The 25,927-nt window shown below is 68.2% G+C and carries 26 protein-coding genes; 19 read left to right on the top strand and 7 right to left on the bottom strand.

Annotation, left to right across the window (positions count from 1 at the left end; all coding sequences use genetic code 11):
* Window positions 1-101 precede the first annotated feature (101 nt).
* Window positions 102-719, top strand: a complete 618-nt coding sequence (locus VNF71_01440) for a TetR/AcrR family transcriptional regulator (GenBank protein ID HVA73214.1) — start codon at window positions 102-104, stop codon at window positions 717-719.
* A gap of 3 nt (window positions 720-722) precedes the next feature.
* Here the strand turns inward: VNF71_01440 and VNF71_01435 are convergent, their stop codons facing one another.
* Entirely contained in the window at window positions 723-2,483 is a 1,761-nt protein-coding gene (locus VNF71_01435) for an MFS transporter (protein ID HVA73213.1), read from the bottom strand.
* A gap of 47 nt (window positions 2,484-2,530) precedes the next feature.
* On the opposite strand from VNF71_01435, the gene VNF71_01430 reads away from it, so the two are divergent.
* Genes VNF71_01430 through VNF71_01420 form a run of 3 tightly spaced genes read left to right on the top strand, consistent with a single transcriptional unit; the run spans window position 2,531 to window position 6,105 of the window.
* A complete protein-coding gene (locus VNF71_01430) occupies window positions 2,531-4,240 on the top strand; it encodes an MFS transporter (GenBank protein ID HVA73212.1) in 1,710 nt (569 codons plus the stop codon).
* Between the two features lie 60 nt (window positions 4,241-4,300).
* Entirely contained in the window at window positions 4,301-5,572 is a 1,272-nt protein-coding gene (locus VNF71_01425; GenBank protein ID HVA73211.1) for an acyl-CoA dehydrogenase family protein, read from the top strand.
* 53 nt (window positions 5,573-5,625) lie between these two features.
* Window positions 5,626-6,105, top strand: coding sequence for a hypothetical protein (locus VNF71_01420; GenBank protein HVA73210.1), 480 nt, complete (start codon window positions 5,626-5,628; stop codon window positions 6,103-6,105).
* Here VNF71_01420 and VNF71_01415 read toward each other — a convergent pair.
* Window positions 5,989-7,380 (bottom strand): geranylgeranyl reductase family protein, encoded by a 1,392-nt coding sequence (locus tag VNF71_01415; GenBank protein HVA73209.1) that lies wholly within the window; start codon window positions 7,378-7,380, stop codon window positions 5,989-5,991. The genes VNF71_01420 and VNF71_01415 overlap by 117 nt on opposite strands.
* Before the next feature lie 63 nt (window positions 7,381-7,443).
* On the opposite strand from VNF71_01415, the gene VNF71_01410 reads away from it, so the two are divergent.
* The 4 genes from VNF71_01410 to VNF71_01395 all read left to right on the top strand — a co-directional run bounded on the left by VNF71_01410 (window position 7,444) and on the right by VNF71_01395 (window position 10,674).
* A complete protein-coding gene (locus tag VNF71_01410) occupies window positions 7,444-8,205 on the top strand; it encodes a class I SAM-dependent methyltransferase (GenBank protein HVA73208.1) in 762 nt (253 codons plus the stop codon).
* 18 nt (window positions 8,206-8,223) lie between these two features.
* Complete coding sequence (locus VNF71_01405; GenBank protein HVA73207.1) at window positions 8,224-8,949, top strand: hypothetical protein; 726 nt, start codon at window positions 8,224-8,226, stop codon at window positions 8,947-8,949.
* A 106-nt stretch (window positions 8,950-9,055) separates the two neighbouring features.
* Window positions 9,056-9,745 carry a TIGR02206 family membrane protein gene (locus VNF71_01400; protein HVA73206.1) on the top strand — a complete coding sequence of 230 codons (690 nt, stop codon included), beginning with the start codon at window positions 9,056-9,058 and terminating at the stop codon, window positions 9,743-9,745.
* Window positions 9,746-9,756: 11 nt separating this feature from the next.
* Window positions 9,757-10,674 carry an alpha/beta hydrolase gene (locus VNF71_01395; protein ID HVA73205.1) on the top strand — a complete coding sequence of 306 codons (918 nt, stop codon included), beginning with the start codon at window positions 9,757-9,759 and terminating at the stop codon, window positions 10,672-10,674.
* Here VNF71_01395 and VNF71_01390 read toward each other — a convergent pair.
* Window positions 10,671-11,135 carry a limonene-1,2-epoxide hydrolase family protein gene (locus VNF71_01390; GenBank protein ID HVA73204.1) on the bottom strand — a complete coding sequence of 155 codons (465 nt, stop codon included), beginning with the start codon at window positions 11,133-11,135 and terminating at the stop codon, window positions 10,671-10,673. The two genes, VNF71_01395 and VNF71_01390, sit on opposite strands and share 4 nt — an antisense overlap.
* A 77-nt stretch (window positions 11,136-11,212) precedes the next feature.
* Between VNF71_01390 and VNF71_01385 the strand changes: the two genes are divergently transcribed.
* The 8 genes from VNF71_01385 (at window position 11,213) to VNF71_01350 (ending at window position 19,032) form a co-directional block, all read left to right on the top strand.
* Window positions 11,213-11,764 (top strand): PadR family transcriptional regulator, encoded by a 552-nt coding sequence (locus VNF71_01385; protein HVA73203.1) that lies wholly within the window; start codon window positions 11,213-11,215, stop codon window positions 11,762-11,764.
* 19 nt (window positions 11,765-11,783) lie between these two features.
* Window positions 11,784-13,232 (top strand): MFS transporter, encoded by a 1,449-nt coding sequence (locus VNF71_01380; GenBank protein HVA73202.1) that lies wholly within the window; start codon window positions 11,784-11,786, stop codon window positions 13,230-13,232.
* A gap of 71 nt (window positions 13,233-13,303) precedes the next feature.
* A complete protein-coding gene (locus tag VNF71_01375; protein ID HVA73201.1) occupies window positions 13,304-14,710 on the top strand; it encodes a tryptophan 7-halogenase in 1,407 nt (468 codons plus the stop codon).
* The gene (locus tag VNF71_01370; protein ID HVA73200.1) at window positions 14,707-15,525 is read left to right on the top strand and encodes an alpha/beta hydrolase; all 819 of its coding nucleotides are present in this window, start codon (window positions 14,707-14,709) and stop codon (window positions 15,523-15,525) included. Before VNF71_01375 ends, VNF71_01370 begins: the two co-directional genes overlap by 4 nt.
* Before the next feature lie 10 nt (window positions 15,526-15,535).
* On the top strand, window positions 15,536-16,654 hold the full coding sequence (locus tag VNF71_01365) for a M20 family metallopeptidase (GenBank protein HVA73199.1): 1,119 nt from the start codon (window positions 15,536-15,538) through the stop codon (window positions 16,652-16,654).
* Window positions 16,655-16,661: 7 nt separating this feature from the next.
* The gene (locus tag VNF71_01360) at window positions 16,662-17,456 is read left to right on the top strand and encodes a GNAT family N-acetyltransferase (GenBank protein ID HVA73198.1); all 795 of its coding nucleotides are present in this window, start codon (window positions 16,662-16,664) and stop codon (window positions 17,454-17,456) included.
* Window positions 17,437-18,549 (top strand): o-succinylbenzoate synthase, encoded by a 1,113-nt coding sequence (gene menC / locus VNF71_01355; protein HVA73197.1) that lies wholly within the window; start codon window positions 17,437-17,439, stop codon window positions 18,547-18,549. The genes VNF71_01360 and menC overlap by 20 nt, the downstream gene beginning before the upstream one ends.
* Window positions 18,550-18,678: 129 nt before the next feature.
* Window positions 18,679-19,032 carry a VOC family protein gene (locus VNF71_01350; GenBank protein ID HVA73196.1) on the top strand — a complete coding sequence of 118 codons (354 nt, stop codon included), beginning with the start codon at window positions 18,679-18,681 and terminating at the stop codon, window positions 19,030-19,032.
* A gap of 23 nt (window positions 19,033-19,055) precedes the next feature.
* Here VNF71_01350 and VNF71_01345 read toward each other — a convergent pair whose 3' ends face one another.
* The gene (locus tag VNF71_01345; protein HVA73195.1) at window positions 19,056-20,618 is read right to left on the bottom strand and encodes a gamma-glutamyltransferase; all 1,563 of its coding nucleotides are present in this window, start codon (window positions 20,616-20,618) and stop codon (window positions 19,056-19,058) included.
* A gap of 95 nt (window positions 20,619-20,713) precedes the next feature.
* Between VNF71_01345 and VNF71_01340 the strand changes: the two genes are divergently transcribed.
* Together VNF71_01340 and VNF71_01335 are read left to right on the top strand one after the other, a co-directional pair.
* Complete coding sequence (locus VNF71_01340; protein ID HVA73194.1) at window positions 20,714-21,349, top strand: TetR/AcrR family transcriptional regulator; 636 nt, start codon at window positions 20,714-20,716, stop codon at window positions 21,347-21,349.
* Window positions 21,346-22,845 carry an MFS transporter gene (locus VNF71_01335; protein HVA73193.1) on the top strand — a complete coding sequence of 500 codons (1,500 nt, stop codon included), beginning with the start codon at window positions 21,346-21,348 and terminating at the stop codon, window positions 22,843-22,845. The genes VNF71_01340 and VNF71_01335 overlap by 4 nt, the downstream gene beginning before the upstream one ends.
* Before the next feature lie 38 nt (window positions 22,846-22,883).
* Here VNF71_01335 and VNF71_01330 read toward each other — a convergent pair whose 3' ends face one another.
* The gene (locus VNF71_01330) at window positions 22,884-24,458 is read right to left on the bottom strand and encodes a PP2C family protein-serine/threonine phosphatase (protein HVA73192.1); all 1,575 of its coding nucleotides are present in this window, start codon (window positions 24,456-24,458) and stop codon (window positions 22,884-22,886) included.
* 221 nt (window positions 24,459-24,679) lie between these two features.
* On the opposite strand from VNF71_01330, the gene VNF71_01325 reads away from it, so the two are divergent.
* A complete protein-coding gene (locus VNF71_01325; protein HVA73191.1) occupies window positions 24,680-25,138 on the top strand; it encodes a response regulator transcription factor in 459 nt (152 codons plus the stop codon).
* A gap of 23 nt (window positions 25,139-25,161) precedes the next feature.
* On the opposite strand, the gene VNF71_01320 is transcribed toward VNF71_01325, so the two are convergent.
* Both VNF71_01320 and VNF71_01315 read right to left on the bottom strand, forming a co-directional pair.
* Window positions 25,162-25,452, bottom strand: coding sequence for a hypothetical protein (locus tag VNF71_01320; GenBank protein ID HVA73190.1), 291 nt, complete (start codon window positions 25,450-25,452; stop codon window positions 25,162-25,164).
* A gap of 11 nt (window positions 25,453-25,463) precedes the next feature.
* Complete coding sequence (locus VNF71_01315; protein ID HVA73189.1) at window positions 25,464-25,901, bottom strand: VOC family protein; 438 nt, start codon at window positions 25,899-25,901, stop codon at window positions 25,464-25,466.
* Window positions 25,902-25,927 lie beyond the last annotated feature (26 nt).

Here is a 25,927-nt window from a genome sequence, read left to right as displayed (position 1 = left end):
GCAGATGGATCAAAATCGTCTATGTGTTCCACATTGTTACTTTCCGGCGAGTGGTACGTCAAGACGGTTTTGTTCCACTACGGCAGCTAGGATTGGCGCCGATGCCGGTAGACACGACCGCTCCCGCACCCCGCGTACGGCGCCGGGAGGATGTCCACACCCGTTTGCTCGACGCGGCCGAGTCGTGCTTCCACCAGCTCGGCATCACCCAGACCACCATGGACGACGTCATCCGGGCGGCCCGGGTACCCCGCACCACCGCCTACCGCTACGTCGGCACCAAAAACGATCTGATCGCCGCGGTCGTCTACCGCGAGTGGACCCGTTTCCTCGAGCGGCTGGACAAGCGGCTGGCCAAGATGCGCGACGTCGAGGACGCTCTCGTCGAGGGCCTCATGTTGAGCATCGACGAGTGCCGCAACAGCGAGATCATGGCTGCCGCTTTCGGCATCGAGGACATAGTCGCCGTGCACACGAGCACCGCGCCGCACCAGGACGAGTGGTTCCAGAGCTTCGTCGAGTTCATGAGCCAGCGCCTCGCCCCGGCACGCAAAGCTGGCCTCATCCGCTCGGACATCACGGATGCGGATATCACCGAGTGGGCGATGCGAACGATCGTGTCGTTTGCTGCGATGGGTGACGTGCAACAGCGCGGGCGGGCGGAGCGACGTGAGCACTTGCGGCGCATGTTCCTGCCGGCGATCCTCTCCGGCCGCTAAAAGTCAGAGTGCCTCCGCGGCGGCCGCCGGTACGCCAACGGCTGCGTCTTTCTCCCGATCCTCGTCGTGCACGTAGCGGCCACCCATGAGCGCCGAGGCGATGAGCGCGACGATCGTGGCCCCCGCCGCGAAGGCGAACGCCAGGTGCAGGCCGTTGGCGAAGGGCTGCTCTATCAGGGACGGGAAGAAAGACCGCCCCGTGATGTATGCGACCTGGTGCGGAGGGAGATGGTTCAGCGCGCCGGTCGGTCCCAGCAGCTGCTGGATCGGGTTGTAGCCCAGGAAGGCCGAGAAGAGGCTCCCGACCGGTGGCTCGCCGGCGACCCGGTGCGCCGCGGCAGGATCGACCCCCGCCGCGGTGAGCCCGTTGTAGAGATGCGACGGCAACCCGGACGCCAGCCCGAGGGTGACGATGGTGAAGAACAGTCCCATCGACAGCACGTTGCCGGCGTTGAAGAACGTCATCGACATGCCGGCGCCGGCCCCGCGCTGGTCCGGCGGCAGGCTGTTCATGATCGCGGCTTGGTTGGGCGAGAAGAACAGGCCCATGCCGATCGCGAAGATGAGGATCAGGATCGCGAACCACCAATAGTTGAAGTTCATCGGCAGCGCCTCGAGCAGCAGGAAGCTCGAGGTCGACAGGATCAGTCCCGCAACGGTCAGACCGCGCGCGCCGTAGCGGTCGGAAAGCCTCCCGGAATAGGGCCCGATGAACAGGCCGAGTGTCAACGGGATCATGTAGATGCCCGCCCATAGCGGTGTCTGGCTGAAGCTGTAGCCGTGCTGTGGCAGCCAGATGCCCTGCAGCCAGATGATGAGCATCAGCTGCATGCCGCCGCGGCCGAGCGCGGTCATCAGGCCGGCGAGGTTGCCGGCGCTGAACGCGCGGATCCTGAAAAGGCTCAGGTTGAACATCGGGTCCGGGACGCGCGTCTCGACCCAGAGGAACACGATGAGCATGGCGATACCGCCGAACACGCCGGCCAGCACCCACGGGTTCGACCAGCCGGTCGGGTGCCCGCCGTACGGGAGCAGCGAGTAGATCATCCCGGTGAGCAACGCGATCAGTCCCACGGCGAACGTCGCATTCCCGAGCCAGTCGATGCGCGCCTGGGTGCGCACGCCGTTGTCGCGCAGGCTCCTGTAACCCCAGATCGTCCCGACCAGCCCGACGGGCACCGACACGAGGAACACCAGCCGCCACTCCACCGGTCCGAGGAGGCCGCCGAGTATCAGCCCCAGAAACGACCCGCTCACCGCGCCCACCCCGTTGATCCCCAACGCCCGCCCCCGCTCGCTGGCCGGGAAAGCATCGGTGAGGATGGCCGTGGAGTTGGCGAAAAGGAACGCTCCGCCGACGCCTTGGAATACCCGCATGACAATGATCCACAGCGCCGCCGACGTCCCCGTCCAGAACGTCACGGACAGCAGGATCGAGAAAAAGGTGAACAGCGCGAAGCCGAGGTTGAACATCCTCGCCCGCCCGAAGATGTCCCCCACCCTGCCGAGCGACACGACGAGCACCGCGGTCACCAGCAGGAACCCCATGAACACCCAGAGGAAGTAGGACACGTTCGCCGGCGTGAGGGGGTTCAGGTGTATCCCGCGGAAGATGTCGGGCAGTGATATGAGCAGTATGGACTGGTTTATGGTCACCATCACCACGCCGAGCGTGGCGAGGATCAGCGCTACCCGCTTGTGATGATCGTCGGTTTGTCCGCCCGCTCCCCTGGTCTGGGCCGTCTGTGTGTCCGCCGCTGTCATCTCTGCCATCATATTTAGCAGCACAAACTAGTTCGAAAGCTCTTCCGGTGACCACAGTCGGCCAACAGCAGATCACGAACCTCCCGGCCCCCCAGCTCGCCGGCACCCACAACGACCGCTACAAGTGGATCGCCCTGTCCAACACGACCGTCGGCGTCCTGCTGGCAACGCTCGACTCGTCGATCATGCTCATAGCGATGCCCGACATCTTCCGGGGCATCGGGCTCGACCCGCTCGCGCCGGGCAACAGCTTCTACCTGCTGTGGATGATCCTCGGGTTCCTGATCGTATCGTCGGTGCTCGTCGTATCCCTGGGCCGCCTCGGCGACATGTTCGGCCGGGTGCGGATGTACAACCTCGGGTTCGTCGTGTACACGGTCGCGTCGCTGGTGCTGACCATCGATCCGATGAAGGGTCGTTCGGGCGCGCTCTGGTTGATCATCGGGCGTCTCGCGCAGGGAGTCGGCGCGGCGTTCCTGGTCGCCAACTCGTCGGCAATCCTGACCGACGCGTTCCCTCCCAATCAGCGCGGGCTGGCCCTCGGGATCAACAACATCGCCGGCATCAGCGGAACCTTCATCGGTCTCATCCTCGGCGGGATCCTCGGGCCGATCGACTGGCGTCTCGTGTTCCTCGTGTCGGTGCCGTTCGGGTTGTTCGGCACGGTGTGGGCGTACATGAAGCTCGAGGAGCGCGGGATACGCAAACGGGCGCCTATCGACTGGGCCGGCAACACCACCTTCGCGGTCGGGCTCACCATGTTGATGATCGGGATCACCTACGGCATCGAGCCGGCCGGTGGTCACAACATGGGCTGGACGAGCCCGAAGGTCATCACCGAGCTCGCCGTCGGCGTCGGCTGCCTGATTGCCTTCTGCATCATCGAGCTCAACGTCGCCAACCCGATGTTCCGCCTGCCGCTGTTCAAGATCCGGGCGTTCACCGCCGGCACGCTGTCGAGCTTCCTGTCGGCGATCGGGCGCGGCGGCCTGATGTTCATGCTGATCATCTGGCTGCAGGGCATCTGGCTGCCCGAGCACGGCTACAGCTTCGAGAACACTCCGTTGTGGGCAGGCATCTACATGCTGCCCTTGACATTCGGGATCCTGGTCGCCGGGCCCGCGTCGGGATTCCTGTCCGATCGTTTCGGCGCGCGGCCGTTCGCGACCGGCGGCATGGTCGGCGCCGCGGTGTCGTTCGCGTTCCTTCTGCTGCTTCCCGTCGACTTCTCCTACTGGCAGTTCGCGCTCATCCTGTTGCTCAGCGGCATCTCGATGGGGGCGTTCGCCTCACCCAACCGTGCAGGTGTGATGAACAGCTTGCCTCCCGCAGAAAGAGGTGTCGGTGGCGGCATGCAAGCAACCTTCCAGAACTCGGCCCAGGTGCTGAGTATCGGGATCTTCTTCACCTTGATGATCCTCGGGCTGTCATCGGCGCTCTCGACCGACCTGACTCACGGTCTGATCCAGCACGGCGTCGATCCTTCGGTCGCGGCGCGGGTCGGGCATCTGCCGCCGGTGTCGGTGTTGTTCGCCGCCTTCCTGGGTTACAACCCCATCCAGACCCTTGTGGGGTCGCAGGCGCTGGGGCATCTCTCGGCGGCCAACCGGGCGGCGTTGACCGGCCACTCGTACTTCCCGAAGCTGATCTCGTCGGCGTTCCACTCGGGACTCACCGAGGCGTTCCTGTTCGCGATCGTCGCCTGCCTGGTCGCCGCGGGGGCCTCGTGGTCGAGAGGGAAGCTGCCGGTCGAATAACCCGGCTCCGGGGTCACCCAACATTTCACGTGCTCCGTGACCGAAGTAGCGTGCGATCGGATGACCCGTGACACGACTTCGACCCTGACGACGGAGGAGGACCTGCGCGCCGAGGTGCGTTCGTGGGTCGAGGCCACCTGGGACCCATCCCTATCGCTGCGGGCGTGGAGGGAGCAGCTCGTCGAATCCGGCTGGGCGGTTCCGTCCTGGCCCGAGAGGTGGTACGGGAAGGGATTGCCGGCGTGGACGGACGACGTGGTTAGAAGCGAGATCCACAGGTGCGGCGCCGTCTCATCGGTCGCCACCGGGCCGGCTGGGCTGGCTGGGCCGACCATTCTCGAGCAGGGGCCTGACAGTACCCGGGAGCGATTTCTTCGACCGCTGTTGACAGGAGAGGAGGTGTGGTGCCAGCTGTTCAGCGAACCCTCAGCGGGCTCGGACCTCGCGGGACTCACCGCGACTGCATTGCTCGACGGCGACGAGTGGATCGTCAACGGGCAGAAGGTCTGGAACACCAGCGCCCATCACGCCGACATGGGGATGCTGCTCGCGCGCACCAGCTGGGACGCTCCTAAGCACCAGGGGATCACGTACTTCGTCCTGCCGATGAAGCAGCCGGGCGTGGAGGTACGGCCGCTGCGCCAGATGAACTATCACGCTTCGTTCAACGAGGTGTTCCTGACCGACGCCCGCATCCCGAGAGACTGGGTCGTCGGCGAGGTCAACCAGGGCTGGACGGCCGCGCTCGCGACTCTCGCGCACGAGCGCCGGTTCAGCCTGTTCGCCGAACTGGGTCGTTTCGAAGGCGTCGACCCCGGGCAGGCGCTCGACGAGGCGCGCCAGGAAGCCGCGGAGATCTCGAAGGTTTACTCGTGGTACCCCCAGCGGGCCGGCCGTGCCGACCTGGTCGTCGAGCACGCGCGCACAGCCGGCGTCGAGCGCGATCCCCTCGTCCGCCAGGAGATCGCGCGCCTCCTCGCCCTGCACCGCTCCAGCCAGTGGACTGCCGAGCGTGCCAAGGCCAGCCGAGCGATCGGGCGCCCCCCGGGTCCGGAGGGCTCGATCGGGAAGCTCGCGCTGAGCAACGTGGCGAGACAAGCAGCCAAGGTCCACGCCATGATCGCCGGTGCCGGCGCCATGCTCGCCGGCGACGATCCGCTCAGCCCGCTGCAGGGGGTGATCGCCGAGATACTGATCTCGGTCCCGGGGCAGTCCATCGCCGGCGGGACCGACCAGATCCAGCGCAACATCCTCGGGGAGAGGTTCCTCGGACTGCCCAAGGACCCCGACCCCGCGAAGGGACTCCCCTACCGCGAGGCCCGGAACCGCTGAACTCGCCGGCTGTCGGTCACGCATAGGCACGGGGCGGTCGTAGCATCGCCGGGGTGGTCGCGTCCTGCTACGTGATGGACTACGCCGGCAGGTTCACGTTCCCGGTCGCCCCGCTCGAGTTGTGGGCGGCGATCGAGCGGATCGATCAGTTCGAGCTCTGGTGGAAGTGGCTCGGTGACCTGAAGCTGGACGGCGGTGGGCTGCGAACCGGTTCGGTCCTGCGCGGAACGGTCGCGCCGCCTGTCCCCTACCGGATGCGGGTAGCAGTCGAGCTCGGCCGGTGCCTGCCGGGGCAGCTCATCGACGCCGCGGTGACCGGCGATCTCGACGGGCCCGCCAGCTTGCGGCTGCAACCCTATGGGCCCGATGGGAGCAGGACGGTCGCGCTAGTGGGCTGGTCGCTCGAGATGAAGCAGCTACCGATGCGGGTCGCCGCCCGTTTGGCGTACCCCTTCTTGCGATGGGGTCACGACCGTGTCGTCGAGGCCACCGTCGCCGGGTTCCGGGCACAGTTGGCCTCCGGCCGCGGATGATTCCAGGCTTTCGAGCACGCAGCGACGATCCGAAGCGCGGGCAGTCAGCAACCCGGCTGCCCGCGCCGCCACCGCAGCAGTCCGGCGGGCACGACCTGGGGAGGCACCGTCGAGGAGGTCGTTCCAGTAGACCGACCACCCGCCGGCGAGGATCGCCGCGGCTGCGGGATTGGTGAGGACCCTTCCGAGACCCGACACGGCCCGGTGATGGCGGAGCATCCACGCGGTGATGGGCGCGGTCGCGCACGCGTACGGGGCGTAGAGCCGCGCGAGGTCGGCCTTGTACACCCGGGCGGCTCCACCCGGGCCGGCCGACAGGATCGCCTCGGCGGCGCATCGGCCGCTGCCGAGCGCCTGCGAAATGCCTTCCCCCTGGAGCGAGTTCACCAGCCCGGCCGCGTCGCCGACGAGGAGTGTCCGCCCGCCGGCGGGGATTGTGCCGGTCATGCCCATCTTCAGCCACCCCCCGAGAGGCCGGCCGGCGCGGCCCGGGTCGATGCCCGCCGACGCGAGGAACGCCGGGAGGTCCTTGGACGCGCGCATCCCGACCCGCCGGTCACCTCGGGCGCCGACCCCGACACCGGCGTTGAAGGTCCCACCCGACCCCGGGAACACCCACCCGTATCCCGGGTAGCCCGACCAGCGCTGCGGCTCCCAGAAGTAGATCCGCGGCAAGGGCGGCGGCGGGTCGACGACCCCGTAGCTGCGCACGGCGAAGCCCCACAACACCTGCCGTTCGTTGACGAGTCCGGCCGCGGCGGCGACCCGGCTCGTGGCGCCGTCCGCTCCGACCACCACGTCGGCCGTTAAGCGCAAGGGCCGGTCTTTCCCCGCCCCTGAGGTGTCTTCCGCGTCCACGGAGAACCCTCGAAGCTCCCCCGATTCGCCGAACAACGGGGATGAAGCCCGGCCGGCAACTTGCGCGGCGCCGGCTGTGATCGCCGCCTGCCGCAACTGGTCGTCGAACTCGACGCGGGGAACCACCAAGGCGTGTCCCGGGTAGGTCAAGCCGGGAAAGGCGCGCAGCAGCACCTGCCGCCCCGACGGCCCGACGACCTCCATGTCCCCGACCCGCGGCCCTGCGACTTCGATGCCGAGATCGGTGAGGGTCTGCACACCTCGGGGGCCGACGAGATCCCCGCATGCCTTGTCCCTCGGGAACCGCGCCTTGTCGACCAGGGCCACCCTGGCGCCGGCGCGGGCGAGGACGAGGGCGGCGATGCTGCCTGCCGGGCCGGCGCCGACGACCAGCGCGTCGTAGTGGTCGGCGGTCACCTACTCTCGCTGTCAAGCAAACCCAGGCACCTCACAGTTGAGATTCTCACAGAGGAGCGCCCCATGCAGACAAGCCCCATGCACACGGGGGACTCGCGGCTCGAGCCCAATCACGTCGCGAGAGAGCTTTTCGACGGACTGCCGGACAGGTACAACCGGCTGGCCGAGATCCTCTCCCTCGGCCAGAACCGCCGGTGGCGCCGCGCCATGGTCGACGCAGTAGTCGCATCCTCGCCGGGGACGGTCCTCGATGTCGCCACGGGGCCGGCGGGTGTCGCGCTGGAGTTGGCGGAGCGGACAGGCGCGTGGGTCACCGGTATCGACCTCACGCCCGAGATGCTCAGAGCTGGAGCGGCCAACGTCGGCGCCAGCCCCTACGCCGCGCGGATATCGCTGCTGATCGGTCGCGGCGAGCAACTGCCGTTCCCGGACGAGTGCTTCGATGCGGTGACCTTCACGTATCTGCTTCGTTATGTCGACGATCCTGCCGCCGCTGTCGGCGAGCTGGCGCGGGTGCTCAAGCCGGGGGGCACCCTCGCCAACCTCGAGTTCCACGTGCCGCCTTCGCCGATCTGGCATCCGCTCTGGGTGCTCTACACCCGGGTGGTGCTGCCGGCGGCGGGCTTCGTCACCGGCGGCCGCGAGTGGTTCGAGGTGGGGCGCTTCCTCGGGCCGTCGATCTCCGACCACTACAAGAGCTGGCCGCTCGAGTGGCACGTCCAAGCCTGGAACCAGGCCGGCATCCCCGACGTGCACGTGAAGCTCATGAGCCTCGGCGGCGGCCTGGTCATGCACGGCCGGAAGCAGCCGCGTCCAGGTGGATGACCGCGATGGCTGACCGCGATGGATGAGCCCGCCGTCCGGCCCGCCTGGTACGCGGTCGCTGCGGGACCGGGGAGGGACTGGATCAGCGTCCTGCACCCGCCCTACACCGCGTGGCACCTCGGCTACGTGCTCGTCGGCGCCGGCCTCGCGGCCAACCTTTCGGTCGAGCGGCTGCTGGCCACTCTCCTGGCGTTCGCGCTCGCCGTCGGGGTCGCGGCGCACGGCCTCGACGAGCTGCACGGCAGGCCGCTGGGGACCACGATCCCCTCCCGCACCCTCGCCACGGTTTCGGGAGCCGCGCTCGCCGGGGCGATCGTCCTCGGCGTCGTCGGGATAGACCGCGTCGGCTGGGGGCTCGTAATCTTCATCGCGGTCGGCGCGGCGCTCGTCCTCGCCTACAACCTCGAGCTCGCCGGTGGCCGCTTGCACAACGACGCCACCTTCGCGCTCGCCTGGGGCTCCTTCCCGGTACTCACCGCGTACTACGCGCAGGCCCGCACGATGAGCGCGGCTGCCGTCCTCGCTGCGGTCTACGCGTTCGGCCTCTCACGCGCGCAACGGCACCTGAGTAGTGAGGCTCGGGAGGTGCGGCGGCGCGTCGTTGGGGTCGCCGGCCAGAAGACCTACCAGGACGGATCGAGCACCGCGATCACGCGCGACACGATCCTGCGGCCGATCGAGCGAGCGCTGGTCGCGCTGTCGTGGTCGACGTGCGCTCTCGGCATCGCACTGATCGTCAGATGATCACCTGGTCCTCAGATGATGACCGGGGCCGGGGAGCCCGTCACGCGGCGAAGAGGCGTGCCAACGCCATGACTTGAACCTACTCCCGCGCGAGGCTGGTACCTAGATGCTCGCCATCGTGTCACCGGGGGCGTATTGGGCCGCTGTCGTCGTCGCTGCAGCCGGCTGCGCTCTGCTCTGTTCCGAGGCACGACGGCGGCCCGGTCCTTGGACAAAGACCGCCGCTCGCGTGCTGGGCCTCATTCTGGCGGCCGACGCCGTCATGTACACGACCGGGAAGAGCATCTCGGGTTGGTCGCCGTCAACCTCGCTCCCGCTCGCGCTGTGCGACGTCGCCGCCCTCGTCGCCGCGGCGGCCTGCTGGTGGCCGCGCCCCACCCTCGTCGAGCTGACCTACTTCTGGGGATTGGCCGGCACCCTCCAGGCGGTGGCCACGCCGGACGTGACCACTCCCTTCCCGCATCTCGCGTTCATCGAGTACCTCGTCGGCCACGTCGGGATCGTGGTCGTCGCGCTGTTCCTCGTGATCGGCCTGCGGTACGTGCCGCGTCCGGGGTCGGTCCTCCGCGTGTTCGCGATCACTGCCATGTACACAGCCTTCATCGGCGTCGTCGACGCAACGACTGGAGCCGACTACATGTTCCTCCGCCGGCCACCTTCGGAGTGGACGCTGCTCAAGGTTCTCGGGCCGTGGCCGTGGTACATCGTCAGCGCCGCCGGCGTAGCGCTGATCCTGCTACTCCTCCTCGACTCGCCGTTCTGGGTCGCCCGGCACCGAACCCACCACGCCCTGTAGGTTTCCCCGGCATGACCCGGATGGTCCCTTACGACGAGTTCGCGATGTTCCACGAGAACGCCGAGGAGCACGGCATCGCCTACCCCGGCCCGCCGGCGGTGAGGCGCGAGCGCGTCGAACTCGGAGACGGCCGCGCGCTCAGCTGCCTGATCTGGGGCACGAGAGCACCGGAGGTCGTGTTTCTCCACGGCGGCGCGCAGAACGCCCACACCTGGGACACGGTCCTGCTCGCTCTCGACCGGCCGGCGCTGGCGATCGACCTGCCCGGACACGGGCACTCCGATGGCGGCGCGAAGGGCTACCTCGACCTCCACGACAACGCCGAGGACGTCGCGAAGGTCATACGCGAGCTCGCCCCGCGAGCGAAGACAGTCGTGGGCATGTCGCTCGGTGGCCTCACCACCATCGCGCTCGCCCACCACCATCCGGAGCTGGTGCGCTCCGTGGTGCTCGTCGACATCACTCCAGGTGTGAACAACCAGAAGTCACAGGCGATCACGGCCTTCGTGAACGGCCCGGAGAGCTTTCCCGACTTCGATGCCATCCTCGCCCGCACGATCGAGCACAACCCGACCCGCAGCGTGGCGTCGCTGCGGCGCGTGATCCTGCACAACGCCGAGCAGCGCGAGGACGGAAGCTGGGTCTGGCGCTACGCGCGCCACCGCAGCGTTCAACCACCACCGGACGACACAACCAGGTTCGCGACCTTCAAGGAGCTGTGGGACGCCCTCGCAGAGATCAAGGTCCCGCTGATGCTCGTGCGGGGTACGAGGCCTCAGTCGGTGGTCGACGATGCGGACGAGGCCGAGCTTGCGCGCCGGGTGCCTCACGCGCGGATCGAGCACGTCGACGCGGGCCACAGCGTCCAAGGAGATCAGCCCGTGGAGCTGGCCCGCCTCATCGAGAGCTTCGCCTCCGGCCTTCCCTAGACCGTCAAAACTGGCGGCCTCGGCCTCAACGACGGCACCACCGCCCCGACCAACCCCCTCACGGTCGCGGCCGCCACGTTCCACCAGTCGAAGTAGTCCTTCCACACGGTGATCTGCCCGGCGGCGACGTCGAAGTGGCCCCACACCCAGATCTGCACCCTGACGGGCCCGAAGATGAGCACGTCGGTCCGCTCCGTCAGCACAGACGTGCCGTCGACGGCGACGTTGTGGAAGTAGACCTCGAAGCCGGCGGACCTGCGGGCCATCATCCGCGTGAAGATCCGCCGCACCCGCTCCCGGCCGTGGATCGTCGGCAGCGACACGTTCATATATTCGACGTCGTCCGCCAGAAGGTCGCAGGCCGCGTCCACGTCGCGCACCTCGAGCAGCTTCAGGAAGTCCGTGACCACGCCGGCGGCATCCATCGCCCCGAACCTACCCCCGGACCCGAAGAACAGCAACCGTTAACGATATATCGCGATATGATGGCGACAGTCGATACTGAATATCGGCTCGTCATGATCAGGAGGTATGCAGCATGGGCAGGCATGGAGGACCCAGGTCCCACCGGCATGGAGGTCCGCCTTGGGCCGATTTCCGGCTGGGCGATGTAGTGGAGCAGCGATTCTTCGAGAGGGCGTGGGGCGGTGGCGGCCGCAGGATGCGCCGGGGCGACGTCAAAGCAGAGGTGCTTTCCGCTCTGGTCGACGGGCCGGCACACGGCTACGAGGTGATCCGCCGGCTCGAGGAGAAGAGTGGCGGCATGTGGCGCCCGAGCCCGGGGTCGGTGTACCCCACCCTGCAGATGCTCGAGGACGCCGGCCTGGTCCGGGCGTCCGAGCAGGACGGCCGGCGCACCTACGAGCTCACCGACGAGGGCCGCACCGAAGCCGAGCAATCGGGTGGCGAAGACCGTGACTGGGACAACCAGGAGATGGGCGGCCGCCTCGCCGCGCGCAACGCGATGGTGCAGCTGCACATGGCCGCCCGCCAGGTCGCGACGTCGGGAACGGCCGACCAGGTGGACAGGGCAGCCGCCGTGCTGCGCCAGGCCCGGCAGTCGCTCTACCAGATCCTCGCCGAGGACTGATCCCGGTATCCTGCGCCGCATGCCGAGGCTGCGCTCCCGACACGGCTCAGACAACACAGTCCTGGCGCTCGCCTGCCTGGCCCAGTTCATGGTCGTGCTCGACGTGTCGATCGTCAACGTCGCCCTTCCCCCGATCGGCCGCGAGCTGCACTATTCGTCCATCGGGTTGCAGTGGGTCGTCAACGCGTACGTCCTCACCTTCGCCGGCTTCCTGCTGCTGGGCGGTCGCGCGGCCGACATCTTCGGGCGCAAGAAGGTGTTCCTCGCCGGCCTCGGGGTGTTCACCCTCGCCAGCCTCGCTGCGGGCATCGCGCAGACGTCCGGCGAGCTGACGGCAGCCCGGGCGGTGCAGGGGCTCGGCGGCGCGATCCTCTCCCCCGCGACGCTGACCATCATCACCACCACGTTCAAAGACGGGCTGTCGCGCACCAAAGCTCTCGGCATCTGGAGTTCTGTCGGCGGCGCCGGCGGGGCGGCGGGCGCGATCTTCGGCGGGTTGTTGACCGGTTACCTCAACTGGCGGTGGGTCTTCTTCGTCAACCTACCTATCGGTGCGCTCGCGGTCGTCCTCACCATCCTGGTGCTGACGGAGGAGCGCCGGCTCGCCGGCGGGCGCCTCGACATAGCCGGCGCCGTCACTGCAACCGGCGGCTTGGCGCTGCTGGTGTACGCGATCGTCAGCACCGACACACACCCCTGGGGTTCAGCACGGACGATCCTGCTGCTCGCTGCGGCTGCAGCGTTGATCGGCGTGTTCGTCTTCATCCAGGTTCGCGTGGCGTCCGCACCGCTGATGCCGCTGTCGCTCTTCCGGTCGCGCGCTTTGAGCGTCGCCAACCTGACCATGCTCGTGGTCGGAGCGTGCTTCTTCTCTATGTGGTACTTCCTGACGCTGTACCTGCAGGTCGTGCACGGCTACGGGCCGCTGAAGGCGGGCCTGCTCTTCGTCCCGATGGCGGCTGCGATCGTGGTGGGCGCGCAGTCGAGCATCAGGTTGGTGGGTCGTTTCGGTCCGCCGGCAGTGCTCATCGGCGGGCTGGTGTTAGCCGCCGGCGGGTACTTGTGGATCGCGCAGTTGCACGCCTCGAGCAGCTACGTGCTCGGTGTCCTGCCGGGGACGTTGCTGACGTCGCTCGGGATGGGGTTGTCGTTCACCCCGCTGGCGCAGACGGCAACGGGTGGCGTGCCGGTGCACATGGCTGGACTGGCGTCAGGTTTGTTGAACACGTCGCGCCAGGTGGGCGGGTCGATCGGCCTCGCTGCGCTCGCGACCATCGCCAGCAGCCGCGCCGCGCAGGAGGCGCACAGCCGCGGGGTCAAGCAGGCGCTGACCTCCGGCTACGACCGTGCGTTCCTGGTCGCTGCCGTGCTCAGCCTCGTCGGCGTGGCGGTCGCCAGCCTGATTCCGCGGGTGCGCTCCCGGCAGCCGGATTCTCAGCCAGAGCCGGCGTTCACTCCGGCCGACTGAGCCACGGGGAAGGTGGCTGATCGTGTCTTTTGCCTGGTCATCGCGGGCAGCGCCGTTTAGCCTCTTGCACCATGAAAGTCCTGGTGACTGGGGCCGGAATGATGGGGCTGTGCTCCGCCATGCTGCTGGCCCAGGACGGGCACGAGGTGCTGGTCGTCGAGCGCGACCCGGCCGAGCCGCCTGATCCGTCCCTGGCCTGGGAATCCTGGGAGCGGCGGGGAGTCAACCAACTCCGTCTCGCCCACTTCTTCCTCGCGCGGTTCCGCTCGCTCGCCGAGGCGGAGCTGCCGGAGCTGGCCGCCGCGCTGACGGCTGCCGGCGCATGCCGTTACAACATTGTCGCCAACATCCCCGACGAGATGAAGGGCGGCGTCCGGGAAGGCGATGACCGGTTCGACTGCATCACCGGTCGGCGCACGGTGGTCGAGGCTGTCACCGCCAGTGTCGCCGAGGAGACACCGGGGGTGACCGTACGCCGGGGCGCCGCCGTCGCCGGCCTGCTGGCCTCGCCTTCCGCCGGCGGTGGCGCGCCGCACGTGACGGGGGTCGAGCTCGAGGACGGTGAGCGGATCGAAGCCGACCTGGTGGTCGACGCCACCGGCAGGCGCTCTCCGCTGCTTCGCTGGCTGTCGGACATCGGAGCCGGCGGCGCGAGCGAAGCACTGGAGGACTCCGGGTTCATCTACTACGGGCGGCATTTCCGTTCCGGCGACGGGTCTCTTCCGTTCATGCTCGGGTCGCTGAAGCAGGACTACGGCAGCATCAGTGTTCTGACGCTCCCCGCGGACAACGGCACCTGGTCGGTGACGCTGATCGCCAGCTCCAAGGATGCGGCCATGCGCGCCGTGATGGACCCCGCGAAATGGGCGGAGGTCGTGCGGATGCTCCCGCTGGCCGCGCACTGGATCGACGCGGAGCCGATCGACGACGGGGTGGCGATGATGACAAAGATCGAGGACCGCATCCGGGACTTCGCTCCTGGCGGCCATCCCGTGGTCACCGGTTTGCTGCCCGTCGCTGACTCATGGTCGTGCACGAACCCGTCGCTCGGGCGCGGCGTGAGCATCGGCATGACTCATGCCGTCGAGCTTCGCGACCTGGTTCGCCGTTCGGGCGACCTCGACCCCGTGAAGCTCGCCGCCGAGTGGTCGGAGGTGACGAAGTCGGAGCTGCAGCCGTGGTACGACGCGACTGTGCGCTACGACCGGCACCGTCTGGACCAGATTCACGCGCTGATCGACGGCCGCCCGTACGAGACCGACGATGAGGAATGGCTGGGCACACGCCGGCTCGAAACCTCCGGCCTTCTGGACGGCGACCTGCTGCGAGCCAACATCGACGTGGCGATGTGCCTGCGCCGGATCGACGAGGTGCTCGCGGACCCGGTGGTGGCGGGCAAGCTGGAGGGCGTCGCCGCCGGTCAAGGCGGAGCGCAGTTGGGACCTAATCGCAGTCAGGTGCTGGAGGTGCTCGGATGATCGTCGACAGCGGTGGTGTCGCCATCAGCGTCGAGGTGTCGGGTCCGGACGGCGGCAGCCCGGTTCTGCTCGTTCACGGGTTCCCGGATACGGGCCGGCTGTGGTCCAAGCAGGTGGGGCCGCTGACGGAGGCCGGATACCGGGTCATCGTCCCGGACCTCAGGGGTTACGGGAAGTCCGGTAAGCCCGACGGGGTCGACTCGTACAACCTGATGTTCCTCGCGGCCGACATGGGCGCCGTGCTCGACCACCTCGGCGTTGCCAAGGCGAGCGTGGTGGGGCACGACTGGGGTGCGGCTGTCGTGTGGGGAATCGCCTCACTCGCCCCGGAACGGGTGGAGAAGGTCGCGGCGCTGTCGGTGGGCCACCCGGGGTCGTTTGCCGGCGCCGGGTTCGATCAGCGCGAGAAGTCCTGGTACATGCTGCTGTTCCAGTTCGAGGGGATCGCCGAGCAGTGGCTGTCCGCCGACGGCTGGGCGAACTTCCGTGAGTGGGCGCGCCACCCCGACGCCGACGCGGTGATAGCGGAACTCGAGCGGAACAGGTCGCTCACACCCGGGCTCAACTACTACCGCGCCAACGTCCACCCGCGCACCCTCGTCGAACCGCCCCTGGAGCTGCCGAAGGTGCAGGCGCCGGCGATGGGCGTGTGGAGCAGCGGCGACTTCGCCCTGACCGAGAAGCAGATGACCGGATCAGCCGAATTCGTCGACGGGCCATGGCGTTACGAGCGCATCGAAGGCCCGGGGCACTGGATGCAGTGGGAGGCGCCGGGGCAGGTGAACGAGCTTCTGCTCGACTTCCTCGCCAAGTAGCTTTCACGGGGTGGATCTCCGCCAGCGCCAACCGGCGATGCTCGAGCAGCTCGCCGCCCTCGTGGAGGCCGAGTCCGGCTCGTCCGACATCGAAGGGATCATCGACTGCGCCGCGGTGATCGAGAAGCTGGGCCACGGGATCACCGGCGTGAAGGCGGAGACGGTTCACGCCGAGGACGGGCGGGTCCACCTGGTGTGGCACCTCGGCGCATCCCCGACGAAGGTCCTGCTGGTCGGCCACTTCGACACCGTCTGGCCGCGCGGCACGCTCGCGCGCTGGCCTTTCTCGGTGGATGAGACAGCAGACCGCGCGACGGGGCCGGGTGCGTTCGACATGAAGGCGGGGATCGTGCAGATGTTCCACGCTCTCGCCGCTCTCGCCCAGACCGGCTCCACTGACGGGATCACCGCGGTCCTCACCTCCGACGAGGAGCTCGGCTCGCAGACATCCCGCCGGCTGGTCGAGGACCTCGCGTCCGGCGCGTCGGCGGCTCTCGTACTCGAACCGAGCGCTGACGGCGGGGCGCTGAAGATCGCCCGCAAGGGAACGTCCATGTACGAGGTCGCCGTCGAGGGCCGGGCCGCCCACGCCGGGCTCGAGCCCGAGAAGGGCGCCAACGCCACGGTCGAGCTCGCCCACCAGGTGCTCGCCATCAACGAACTCGGCCGCCCCGACGTCGGGACCACGGTCACCCCCACCGTCGCCGCCGCGGGGACCACCACCAACACCGTCCCCGCCCACGCGCTCCTCCACGTCGACGTCCGCGCGGAGACCATCGCTGAACAAGATCGAGTCGATGCAGCCATCCGCTCCCTCCACGCCCAGGTCCCGGGCACCAGGCTCGTCGTCGCAGGCGGCCCCAACCGCGCGCCGTTCCCGAAGGACTCGTCGGCGGGGCTCCTCCAGCTGGCCGCGCAGGTCGCATCCGATCTCCGCCTCGGCCCGCTGGAAGGTGTGGCCGTCGGCGGCGGATCGGACGGGAACTTCACCGCCGGCGCCGGAGTGCCAACCCTCGACGGCCTCGGAGCGGTCGGCGGCAACGCCCACGGGGAGGGCGAGTGGGTCCACGTGCCGTCCATGGCCGAGCGCGCGGCGCTGCTCACCGAGCTCGTACGCCGCCTTCTCTGATGGCTTGATGCCCCGGATCCGTGAACTCGAGACTGTTCGGGAGATCTCGCTCGCGTTCGGTCTGTTCAACCAGATCTGGGGCGGCGAAGAGTACGGCGCGGTACCGATGAACGTGATGAAGGCCATGGCCCACGCCCGCAACTACATCGCAGGTGCGTGGGAGCAAGATCAGCTCGTCGGGGCGTCTCTCGCCTTCGCTTGGGGCGACCTCTCGGCACGCAATCTCCACTCGCACATCTCCGGCGTGCTCGACGCCTGGCAGGGGCGCGGAATCGGGTACGAGCTGAAGCTTCACCAGCGGGCCTGGGCAGCCGGGCACGGCTACGAGCGGATTACGTGGACGTTCGACCCGCTGGTCCAGCGCAACGCGTGGTTCAACCTCACCAAGCTCGGGGCGCGAATCGAGGAGTACCAGCCCGACTTCTACGGGCCCATGAACGACGGCATCAACGCCGGCGACCCCACCGACCGCTGCCTCACCGTGTGGGACGTCGAGCCGGGCACCTCCCCCTCGCCGATTCAGGTGGATCGCGCGCCGGCGGTGAACCTGCTCGCCTGCGGCCACGGCGACATTCCGGTGGTGACGGCCGACCGGCCTCCAGAGGCTCGTGTCGTGTCGTGCCAGGTGCCTCGCGACATCCTCGGGATCCGCCGTTCCGATCCGGCACTCGCCCTGAGGTGGCGCCAGGCCTTGCGCCAGACCATGGGTGCGGCCATCGACGCGGGTTTCGTGGCGTCGGCGATCACCCGAGACGGCTGTTACATCCTCGAGAGGAGTCCCGGTGAAGATCGAAGCGGTTGAGCTGGTCCGGGTGGCGATGCCCCTGGTCTCGCCGTTCCGGACGTCGTTCGGGACGCAGACCGCGCGTGACGTGCTCCTGGTTCATGTAAAAGGACCGGACGCGGATGGCTGGGGCGAGTGCGTGGCGATGAACGAGCCGCTGTATTCGGCAGAGTACGTCGACGACGCCCAGGACGTAATCGAGAAGTTCCTTCTTCCGCGGTTGTGGGACGGCGCGGAGGTGTCGGCTGAGCAGGTTTCGGGGCGTCTCGCCGCGGTGAAGGGCCACCCGATGGCCAAGGCGGCGGTGGAGATGGCGTTGCTCGACGCGGAACTGTGCGCGCGGGGTGAGTCGTTGGCCGCCCATCTCGGCGCGGTGGCCGAGTCGGTCCCGAGCGGGGTGTCGGTGGGGATCACCGGGTCAGTAGGCGAACTGATCGATGTGGTGGCGGGCTACCTCGACGCCGGGTACGTCAGGATCAAGCTGAAGATCGAACCCGGTTGGGACCTCGAACCGGTGCGAGCCGTGAGGGAGCGCTTCGGCGACGACGTACTCCTCCAGGTCGACGCCAACACCGCCTACACCCTCGCCGACGCGCGCCACCTTGCCAAGCTCGACGCTTTCGACCTTCTGCTGGTCGAGCAGCCGCTTCCCGAGGACGACGTCGCAGGCCACGCGAAGTTGGCGAAGGTCGTGCGCACCCCGATCTGCCTCGACGAGTCGATCACCTCTGCCGGTGCGGCGGCCGATGCCATCGCGCGCGGAGCATGCTCGGTCGTCAACATCAAGGCGGGACGCGTCGGCGGCTACCTCGAAGCGCGGCGGGTGCACGATGTGTGCGCGGCGCACGGCGTGCCCGTCTGGTGCGGGGGGATGCTCGAGACCGGGTTGGGCCGTGCCGCCAACCTCGCCCTCGCTGCTCTGCCGGGCTTCTCGCTTCCCGGTGATATCTCCGCATCGGACCGTTACTGGCACACGGACATCACGGCCCCGTTCGTCCTCGAGGACGGGCGCATCCGTGTGCCGACCGGCCCGGGGCTGGGCGTGAAGCCCGACCCTGACGCGCTCGCTGCCGTCACCACGTCATCCCGCGAGTTTCCGTGGGGGGGCTGACCGTAGCTTTCGCCCCGGCGGACCCTTCGGTCCCGCCGGCCTCGGGCATGAGCATGCGGGCAAACGACACCACTTTTTGCCGTACACCTCCTATACCTTTCCCGGCCGGCGGGGTCTACCCTCATGACCATGGGAGCGGACTGGGCCAGGCCGGTGGTGCACTGGGAGATCGTCGCGAGGGACCCCGATCTCCAAGCGGCGTTCTACAAGGCGATGTTCAACTGGGAGATGGGGCCGGGCCCGATCATGTTCATCCCGGCCGGGATCGGGGGCCCCGAGCCCGGGCCCGGGGGGCACATGCGCGCCGGAGAGCACAGCGCGGTGATCCTCTACGTACAGGTTCGCGACCTGAAGGCGTCGCTGGAGCAGGCGGTCGACCTCGGCGGCCGTGTTCTCGCCGAGCCGTTCGACCTGCCTGCGGGAGCGACGATCGCGTCGATCGCGGATCCCGAGGGCAACGCCATCGGCCTCGTCCAGCAGTAGCGCCGGCGATACGGGCAGCCCCTTCAGAAACCTGCCGCTTCCCCTGTAAGTGCACGCGGGTCGGCGGCGCCCTCTAAGACGTCGTCATGGCGAACGATCGCGTGGGCATGCCCGAAGTTGGCGCCGGCGACCGAGGCAGAGTGACCGCGCTCGATCAGCCCCGCCGGCCAGCTGCTGGGGCACCCCGGCTCGAGAGTCACGTGCACCGCCCCCCGCTCGTCCCACGTGTCAAAACCGCGGGGCTGGTGTCGGGCCTGCAGGATCCAGCGGGGCGCCGAGATCGCCGCACCAACAGGTTCGCGAAGGCGTAGGAGGCGGTCGAGAAGCTGCAGGAGCACCTGCGGCTGCGCGTCGCCGCCCATGGTTCCCAGCACCGCCTTCAGGCTTCCCTTCGGATCGGTAACCATGAGCGGCGAAAGCGTGTGCGGGGGTCTCCTTCGCGGCCCGTACTCGGCTGGATGGCCGGGCTGCAGTGAGAATCCGATGCCGCGGTTATGGAGGAATATCCCCGTGGAAGGTTCCGCCAGCTCCGCTCCGAAACCGGCGGCGTTGGACTGGATGAGTGAGACCGCCCAACCGTCGGGGTCAACGGCACACAGGTAAGTGGTGTCGCCGGCGTCGTAAGAACCGCCAAGGTCGGCCGCTCTGTCCAGCCTGATCTCATCGCGGCGAGGCGACAGCCGTTCCTCGGAGATCAGGGCTGCTCCGTCGGCCGTCTCGCTCAACACGTCCGGGCGGTCGAAGCCGGCAGCCCGAGCCGACTCGATCAGAAGGTGCACCCAGGATGGGTCATTCGCGTCCGGCGGAAGCGGAAGTCCGTCTGCGATCCACGCGCCTGCAAGCGCGAGGTAACCCTGAGAGTTCGGAGGAACCGTCCACACCCGGCTCCCCCACGCGTCGACATGGAGAGGATCGACCCAATCGGCGTTCCCCTCGATCAGATCCTGCGCCGAGTACTCGCCTCGGCCGAGCTCCAGGAGACCCTGCCCGAACTCGCCCTGGTAGAACCCGTGCCGGCCGTCACCGGCGACGGCGTCCAGCGCCCGCGCCACCCCCGGACGGCGGACGACGGCACCCACGCCGGTCGCGGCAGCGAAGTCCGCGCCGCCGCGTATACCTGCCACGGTAGGTGCCATGAACGCCAGAAGCGGCGACGCGGGAAAACCGTCCGACGCGTAATGGACGGCTGCATCCAGCACGGTCTCCATCGGTAGGCGCCCGAACCGGTCGTGCAGAGCCATCCAGCCGTCCACGCATCCCGGCACGGGCACGGACCGGATGTCGCCCTTGGCCGGCATCCGTCGATGTCCCTCGGCGCGCAGGTGTTCCGGGTCCGCACCCGATCCGCTGCGGCCGCTCGCGTTCAGTGAGTGCGGGCGCGCGGCGCCAGGCTCGTGCACGAGGGCAAACAGGTCACCGCCCAGGCCACACATGTGCTGGCTGGTGACGGCGAGGACCGCGTTCGTAGCTATGGCGGCGTCGACCGCATTGCCGCCGCGGCTCATGATCGACACTCCGGCATGGGAGGCGAGATGGTCGATGCTGCAGACCATCGCCGACCTCGAGAACCGCGATTGCAGTACCAACTCGCCCGATCCCTCCCTTGAGCAAGCCATGCTCGCACGGCCGGCGCGCCTCAGGCCTATTGACCTCCTTAACGAAACGAGACAGTATCGTTTCCATGTCGAGAACAGCGCTCGATCGTGGGGGTACCGGCCGCCCGCTCGACGGCACCCGCGATGACGCGCTGCGCCAGGCGGCACTCGAGCTGGTCGCCGAGATCGGCTACGACCGCCTGACCATCGACGCGGTTGCCGCCCGCGTCAAGGCGAGCAAGGCGACCGTCTACCGGCGCTGGACGAGCAAGGCTGAGCTGGTCGCAGACGCGTTCGCATGCAGCGGGTTCAAGGGCGTGGAGGCTCCCGACACGGGGGAGCTCCGGGCCGACCTCCTGGCTCTCGCGGAGCGGATCTGGCTCGACGACGAGCATGTCCCGCGCAGCGCCGTCATGGCGGGAATGCTCTCGGCGATGCTCGCCAACCCGGAGCTCCGCGATGCACTTCGGACCATGTCGGCTCCGCCGGCGATGGCCACCGCCATAATCCAGCGGGCGGTGGAAAGAGGTGACATCGCGGTTCCGGCCGACCTCGACACCATCCTCTCCGTCATACCGGGCATGTGCATGTTCCGTCTGATGAAGACCGGTGCCGCCCCGGACAGGCAGTTCTTCGAATCAGTGATCGACTCGGTCATCCTCCCAGCGCTCCAGCACCCAAAGACCCCCACAAGACCGAATGGCAAGAAGGGACGCCCATGACCCCCACCACCGCTCAGGTCCCCTCGCACGTGCACCGCCGGCCCGGCCTCGCCCTCGTGGTGATCTCGTGCGCGCAGCTCATGGTCATCCTCGACGCCACGATCGTCAACGTCGCGCTGCCGACGATCCGTCGTTCACTCGGCTTCTCGACCGCGAACCTGGAATGGCTTGTGACGGCCTATGCACTGACTTTCGGCGGCCTGCTGCTGTTCGGAGGCCGCACCGGCGACCTCTACGGCAAACGGCGGATGTTCATGGTCGGCATAGCCATCTTCGCCGGCGCATCCCTTCTCGGCGGGCTCGCCCAGGATCAGGCCTGGCTCATCATCACCCGAGGCCTGCAGGGAGTAGGCGGAGCTATTGCGTCACCGACGGCGCTTTCGTTGATCGCGATCAACTTCGCCGAAGGTCCTGAGCGCAACCGTGCAATGGGCGTCTACTCCGCGATGTCCGGCGCCGGCGGCGCGATCGGCCTGCTGCTGGGCGGGGTTCTCACGAGCTACGTGTCGTGGCGGTGGATCTTCTTCGTCAACGTGCCGATCGGTGCGCTCGGCCTCATCCTCGCCCCGCGTGTGCTCGTCGAAGCGGAGCCGAAGCCGGGGCGCCTCGACACACCCGGTGCGATCACCGCGACGGCCGGCATGCTCAGCCTGGTCTACGGGCTCACCCACGCCGCCGACCACTCGTGGGGGTCGGCAGGAACCGTCGTTCCCCTCATAGCCGCCGGCGTTCTGCTCGCAGCGTTCATCTGGGTTGAGCTGCGCGCTGACGCTCCGCTGATGCCGCTGTCGATCTTCGAGTCGCGCAACCGTTCAGGCGTCTACGCGATGATGCTGTTCCTCGGGATGGCGGTGTTCTCGATGTTCTTCTTCCTGACGCTCTACCTGCAGAACATCCACCATTACAGCGCGGTGCGCACGGGCCTCGGCTTCGTGCCCATGACGTTCGGGATCATGTTCGCAGCCATCGTCACCTCCCGGTGGCTCGCCCGCATCGGGATCCGGATCCCACTCCTCGTCGGCCCTGTATTCGCCCTCGCGGGATTGCTCTGGCTGACCCAGCTCACGCCGAGCACGAGCTACGGCTTCATCCTCGCTCCGCTGCTCCTCCTGGCCCTCGGCATGGGCCAGTGCTTCGTCCCGCTGACCGTGACGGCCGTGTCCGGCGTGGCACCCGAGGAGGCGGGGATCGCTTCGGCACTCGTGAACACCGGCCAGCAGGTCGGCGGCGCGCTCGGCCTGGCTGTGCTCGGCACGATCGCGATCTCCTCCGCACGCCATTACGCCACGTCGGCGATCCAGGCCGGGCACGCGCCCACAACCGCGCTGCTGAACGCCGCCCAGGTGCACGGGGACAGCGCGGCGTTCATGGTGGCGTCGATCATGATGGGCGTGGCCCTGTTGATCTCGATCGTCGCGATCAGGGTGCCCAAGGACGTCGCGGTGCAAGGCGGTCACGCCGGGGGCGCGCCGGCCACTCCGGTGGCCGCCGGCTGAGCGCCGGCCGACCGCCGTCGCTCAGGCGCTCGCCGGCGTTACGGCGTCCAGCGGATGCCGAGCAGTGCCACGTCGTCGTCCGAACGGTGCTCCGGCACGAGCTCGTCGAGGACGCGATCGAGCATCTCCGACAGCGGTCCTGTCGTGGCGGCCGCAACTCGAAGCCGGTCGATCCCGCGATTGATCGACTCCGAACGCCGTTCCACCAAGCCGTCGGTGTAGGCGAGCAGCGCTCCTCCAGGGGGCAACGAGAGCGTGGTGGCCTCGTAATCCCGGCCGACGCCGACGGGCGGCCCGGAGGAGACCGCGACCACCTCTGCCTTGCCGTCGTGCACCAGCAGTGGGTGCGGATGGCCGGCGTTGGCGATCCGGATCACTCCGGTCGCGAGGTCGATGCGCCCGCATATGACGGTGGCGAAGCGCCCGTCCGTGGCGAGGTCCACCAGCCGGTCGAGCTTCGAGAGGACCGCCTCCGGGTTGTCACCTTCGGCCGCATACGCGTTGATGGCGCTGCGAAGGGAACCCATGAGGATCGCTGCGTCCAGACCACGCCCGGCGACGTCGCCCACCGTGAAGAACACGGAGTTCCCGTCCACTTCGATGACGTCGTACCAGTCTCCCCCGACCTCCATGCCGGCGGTCCCCGCCAGGTAGCGGACCGCTATCTCGAGATCTGGACGGTCGGGCAGCGTCTTCGGGAGGAGTGCGTGCTGGAGGCTCTGGGCCACGTCGCGCTGCGCCTCGAACAGCTCGCGATTCTGCAGGGCGAGCGCCTCGGCGTGCCGGCGGCCGCGAGCCGTCCTTTCGACCAGGCCAGCGGCGACGCCAGTGAACAGCAGGCCTACGCCGAGGACCATCCACATCGCGTACTCGGACAGCCCGCCGGCGAGCGAGTCGCGGGGCGAGATCACGAGGCTCAGCGATTCGTCCCCGAACGGCACGGTGGTCGAGGCCCGGGTGCCGCGGATGGGCAGCTGCGCGGCGTTCGTCTCCAGCAGCGAGTCCGCATCGGTCGACCTTCCGAAATAGATCGCGAAGTTGAGATTCGCTCCCGGGTTGGTGGGATCGACCCTCACACGACGCCCACCCGGCACCGCTTGCTCGGCGAACACGACGAAAATACCCGCTTGCCCCTGCGCGCCCAGGGCGTACAGGAGGTGCTGCGAGTTGCCGGTGCCGAGTCGCCCGACGACGAGTGACGACGGGTGTGCGGCGGCAGCGTCGACCACCTGCGTCCTCTGATGGGACGACACGACCGAGGCGGCTGCCTGCCCAGTGGAGGCCACTTCTTGTGGATCCGAGCCTGAGACGTGAAGGACCTCTGTGAGCGCGAAGCCGCCGGGGGCCAAGGGCGAAGGAAGAGAGCGCTCTATACCGCTCGCAGTTCCGCCCTCGGCGGCGATGCGGGCGGGGGGAGCCAGTTGCAGCTGGATGTCGGACGCGGCGCCGGTGAGGGCCAAACCTGACAGCCTCGCCTCGAGGTTCACGAGGCGCTGTTCGGAATGCTGGTAGCTGACCGACGCGAGAACCGCCCCCGCTGCAGTGGTGCCGAGCCCGACGATCAGGACGGTCAGGGCAGCGGCGCCGGCGCGCCACCACGGCCGCGTTTCCACCGTCGATGATGTCGAGGACGAGTCCAACACTAAGCCCCACTTCTCGCGCCTAGAAGGCACATGTACGCCTGTATCACCACAAGCCTGGCATCCCGGTCGAGCCGCGAGCAAAACATTGGTGCATGATTGGGGAAGTGTTGAGAACGATCCCGGATCATGGCACCAGGAAGGGATGCCAGGTCCTTCCCGAGGGAAACGTGGAGGGGGGCAGGTAGAGCTCTATGCCGTTCACGGTGGTCGTAATCGATGACGATCCGGACATGCGGGCGCTCTTCTCCGTACTCATCGACGCCGACCCGTCGCTCGCCCTCGTCGGCGAAGCCGACACCGGGGAGACCGGCACAGATCTCGCCGCGGCCAAGCAACCCGACCTCGTGGTGCTGGACCTTACGATGCCGGGAACGGGTGGTTTGGCGTCGCTTCCGGCGATCCGCGCTGCAGCGCCCGGTGCCTCAGTGGTCATGGTCACCGGCGTCCAAGACGACACGGTTAGATCCGCTGCGATTCGCTCCGGTGCGTCCGCTTTCCTGCATAAGGGGCCGGAGCTGTCCGAGTCGCTGCTACCCACGCTTCACCGGATCGTCGACGTGCGCGACCAGCGCGGATCCTCACGCGGCAGCGCCTCGGAGATCGATCTCCGGGACCGGACTGTCGGGCGGAAGGGGAACGGGCGACCCTGACCCGGGACTTCGGCGCCGGCGGGCTACTCCTCGCGCTCGAAGTACCGCTTCGATCGCACGGTCGCCCCGTCGACAAACGACATGAACTCGACGGCCGCAGGGTCGTCGGCCCACCGGGCCTCGGCCGCGTCAGCGTCCTCGGCGTTGCGCCACAGATCGATGACCACCCAGCTGCCGTCGGCGCTGCGCGCCGTCGTTCTGCGCAGCAGTCCGGGCTGCTGGTATGCGAAGTCCGTCTGCACCCGCTTGTCGGCGAGCACGAACGTCTCCTCATCGGCCCCCTCGACGAGGTTGAAGGCGAGGATCTCTATCACAGCTGCCGCGCCTACCCCGGCTGTCCCATCGTGAAGAACTCGAGCTGGATGTTGTCGGGATCGCGGAACACGAGGGTCGAGAAGGTTATCGGGCCGGTGATGTCACGGATGCCGGTGTGCTCGACGCCGAGGCTGGTGAGATGCTCCGCCCACCTATCCATCTCCGCCCGGTCTGCGACGTTGAAACCGATGTGGTCGAGTCCGGTACGGCACTCGTCGAACTTCTCACCCTGATTGCCTGTGTTCTGGTGAAGCCCGAAGGCCAGGCCGCTCTTGGGATCGATAAGGAGGACGGCATATCCGGTCTCCTCTCGCTCGTGATGCGGGAATGTCACCGGAACCCTCTCGAGGCCGAAGACCTCCTGGTACCACTGCGCGCTCGCCTCGACGTCGCGGACGGTGGAAGCGAAATGGTGGATCCCGGTGATGGCGCGCCGGCTGTCGGTCATGCGCCAGACGATACGCTCATCGCGGC

It is taken from the genome of Acidimicrobiales bacterium (assembly GCA_035533095.1).
Classification (GTDB): Bacteria; Actinomycetota; Acidimicrobiia; order Acidimicrobiales; family Palsa-688; genus DATLUM01.
This window is presented reverse-complemented; position numbering and strand designations above follow the sequence as displayed.

What these genes read in the sequence shown, in the direction of transcription:
- VNF71_01335 (HVA73193.1), top strand. Translation starts at nt 21,346, where the DNA reads ATGACCCCCACCACCGCTCAGGTCCCCTCGCACGTGCACCGCCGGCCC.
- VNF71_01360 (HVA73198.1), top strand. Translation starts at nt 16,662, where the DNA reads ATGCCCCGGATCCGTGAACTCGAGACTGTTCGGGAGATCTCGCTCGCG.
- VNF71_01325 (HVA73191.1), top strand. Translation starts at nt 24,680, where the DNA reads ATGCCGTTCACGGTGGTCGTAATCGATGACGATCCGGACATGCGGGCG.
- VNF71_01380 (HVA73202.1), top strand. Translation starts at nt 11,784, where the DNA reads ATGCCGAGGCTGCGCTCCCGACACGGCTCAGACAACACAGTCCTGGCG.
- VNF71_01395 (HVA73205.1), top strand. Translation starts at nt 9,757, where the DNA reads ATGACCCGGATGGTCCCTTACGACGAGTTCGCGATGTTCCACGAGAAC.
- VNF71_01405 (HVA73207.1), top strand. Translation starts at nt 8,224, where the DNA reads ATGGATGAGCCCGCCGTCCGGCCCGCCTGGTACGCGGTCGCTGCGGGA.
- VNF71_01435 (HVA73213.1), bottom strand. Translation starts at nt 2,483, where the DNA reads ATGACAGCGGCGGACACACAGACGGCCCAGACCAGGGGAGCGGGCGGA.
- VNF71_01385 (HVA73203.1), top strand. Translation starts at nt 11,213, where the DNA reads ATGGGCAGGCATGGAGGACCCAGGTCCCACCGGCATGGAGGTCCGCCT.
- VNF71_01315 (HVA73189.1), bottom strand. Translation starts at nt 25,901, where the DNA reads ATGACCGACAGCCGGCGCGCCATCACCGGGATCCACCATTTCGCTTCC.
- VNF71_01400 (HVA73206.1), top strand. Translation starts at nt 9,056, where the DNA reads ATGCTCGCCATCGTGTCACCGGGGGCGTATTGGGCCGCTGTCGTCGTC.
- VNF71_01340 (HVA73194.1), top strand. Translation starts at nt 20,714, where the DNA reads ATGTCGAGAACAGCGCTCGATCGTGGGGGTACCGGCCGCCCGCTCGAC.
- VNF71_01375 (HVA73201.1), top strand. Translation starts at nt 13,304, where the DNA reads ATGAAAGTCCTGGTGACTGGGGCCGGAATGATGGGGCTGTGCTCCGCC.
- VNF71_01440 (HVA73214.1), top strand. Translation starts at nt 102, where the DNA reads ATGCCGGTAGACACGACCGCTCCCGCACCCCGCGTACGGCGCCGGGAG.
- VNF71_01425 (HVA73211.1), top strand. Translation starts at nt 4,301, where the DNA reads ATGACCCGTGACACGACTTCGACCCTGACGACGGAGGAGGACCTGCGC.
- VNF71_01370 (HVA73200.1), top strand. Translation starts at nt 14,707, where the DNA reads ATGATCGTCGACAGCGGTGGTGTCGCCATCAGCGTCGAGGTGTCGGGT.
- VNF71_01350 (HVA73196.1), top strand. Translation starts at nt 18,679, where the DNA reads ATGGGAGCGGACTGGGCCAGGCCGGTGGTGCACTGGGAGATCGTCGCG.
- VNF71_01410 (HVA73208.1), top strand. Translation starts at nt 7,444, where the DNA reads ATGCAGACAAGCCCCATGCACACGGGGGACTCGCGGCTCGAGCCCAAT.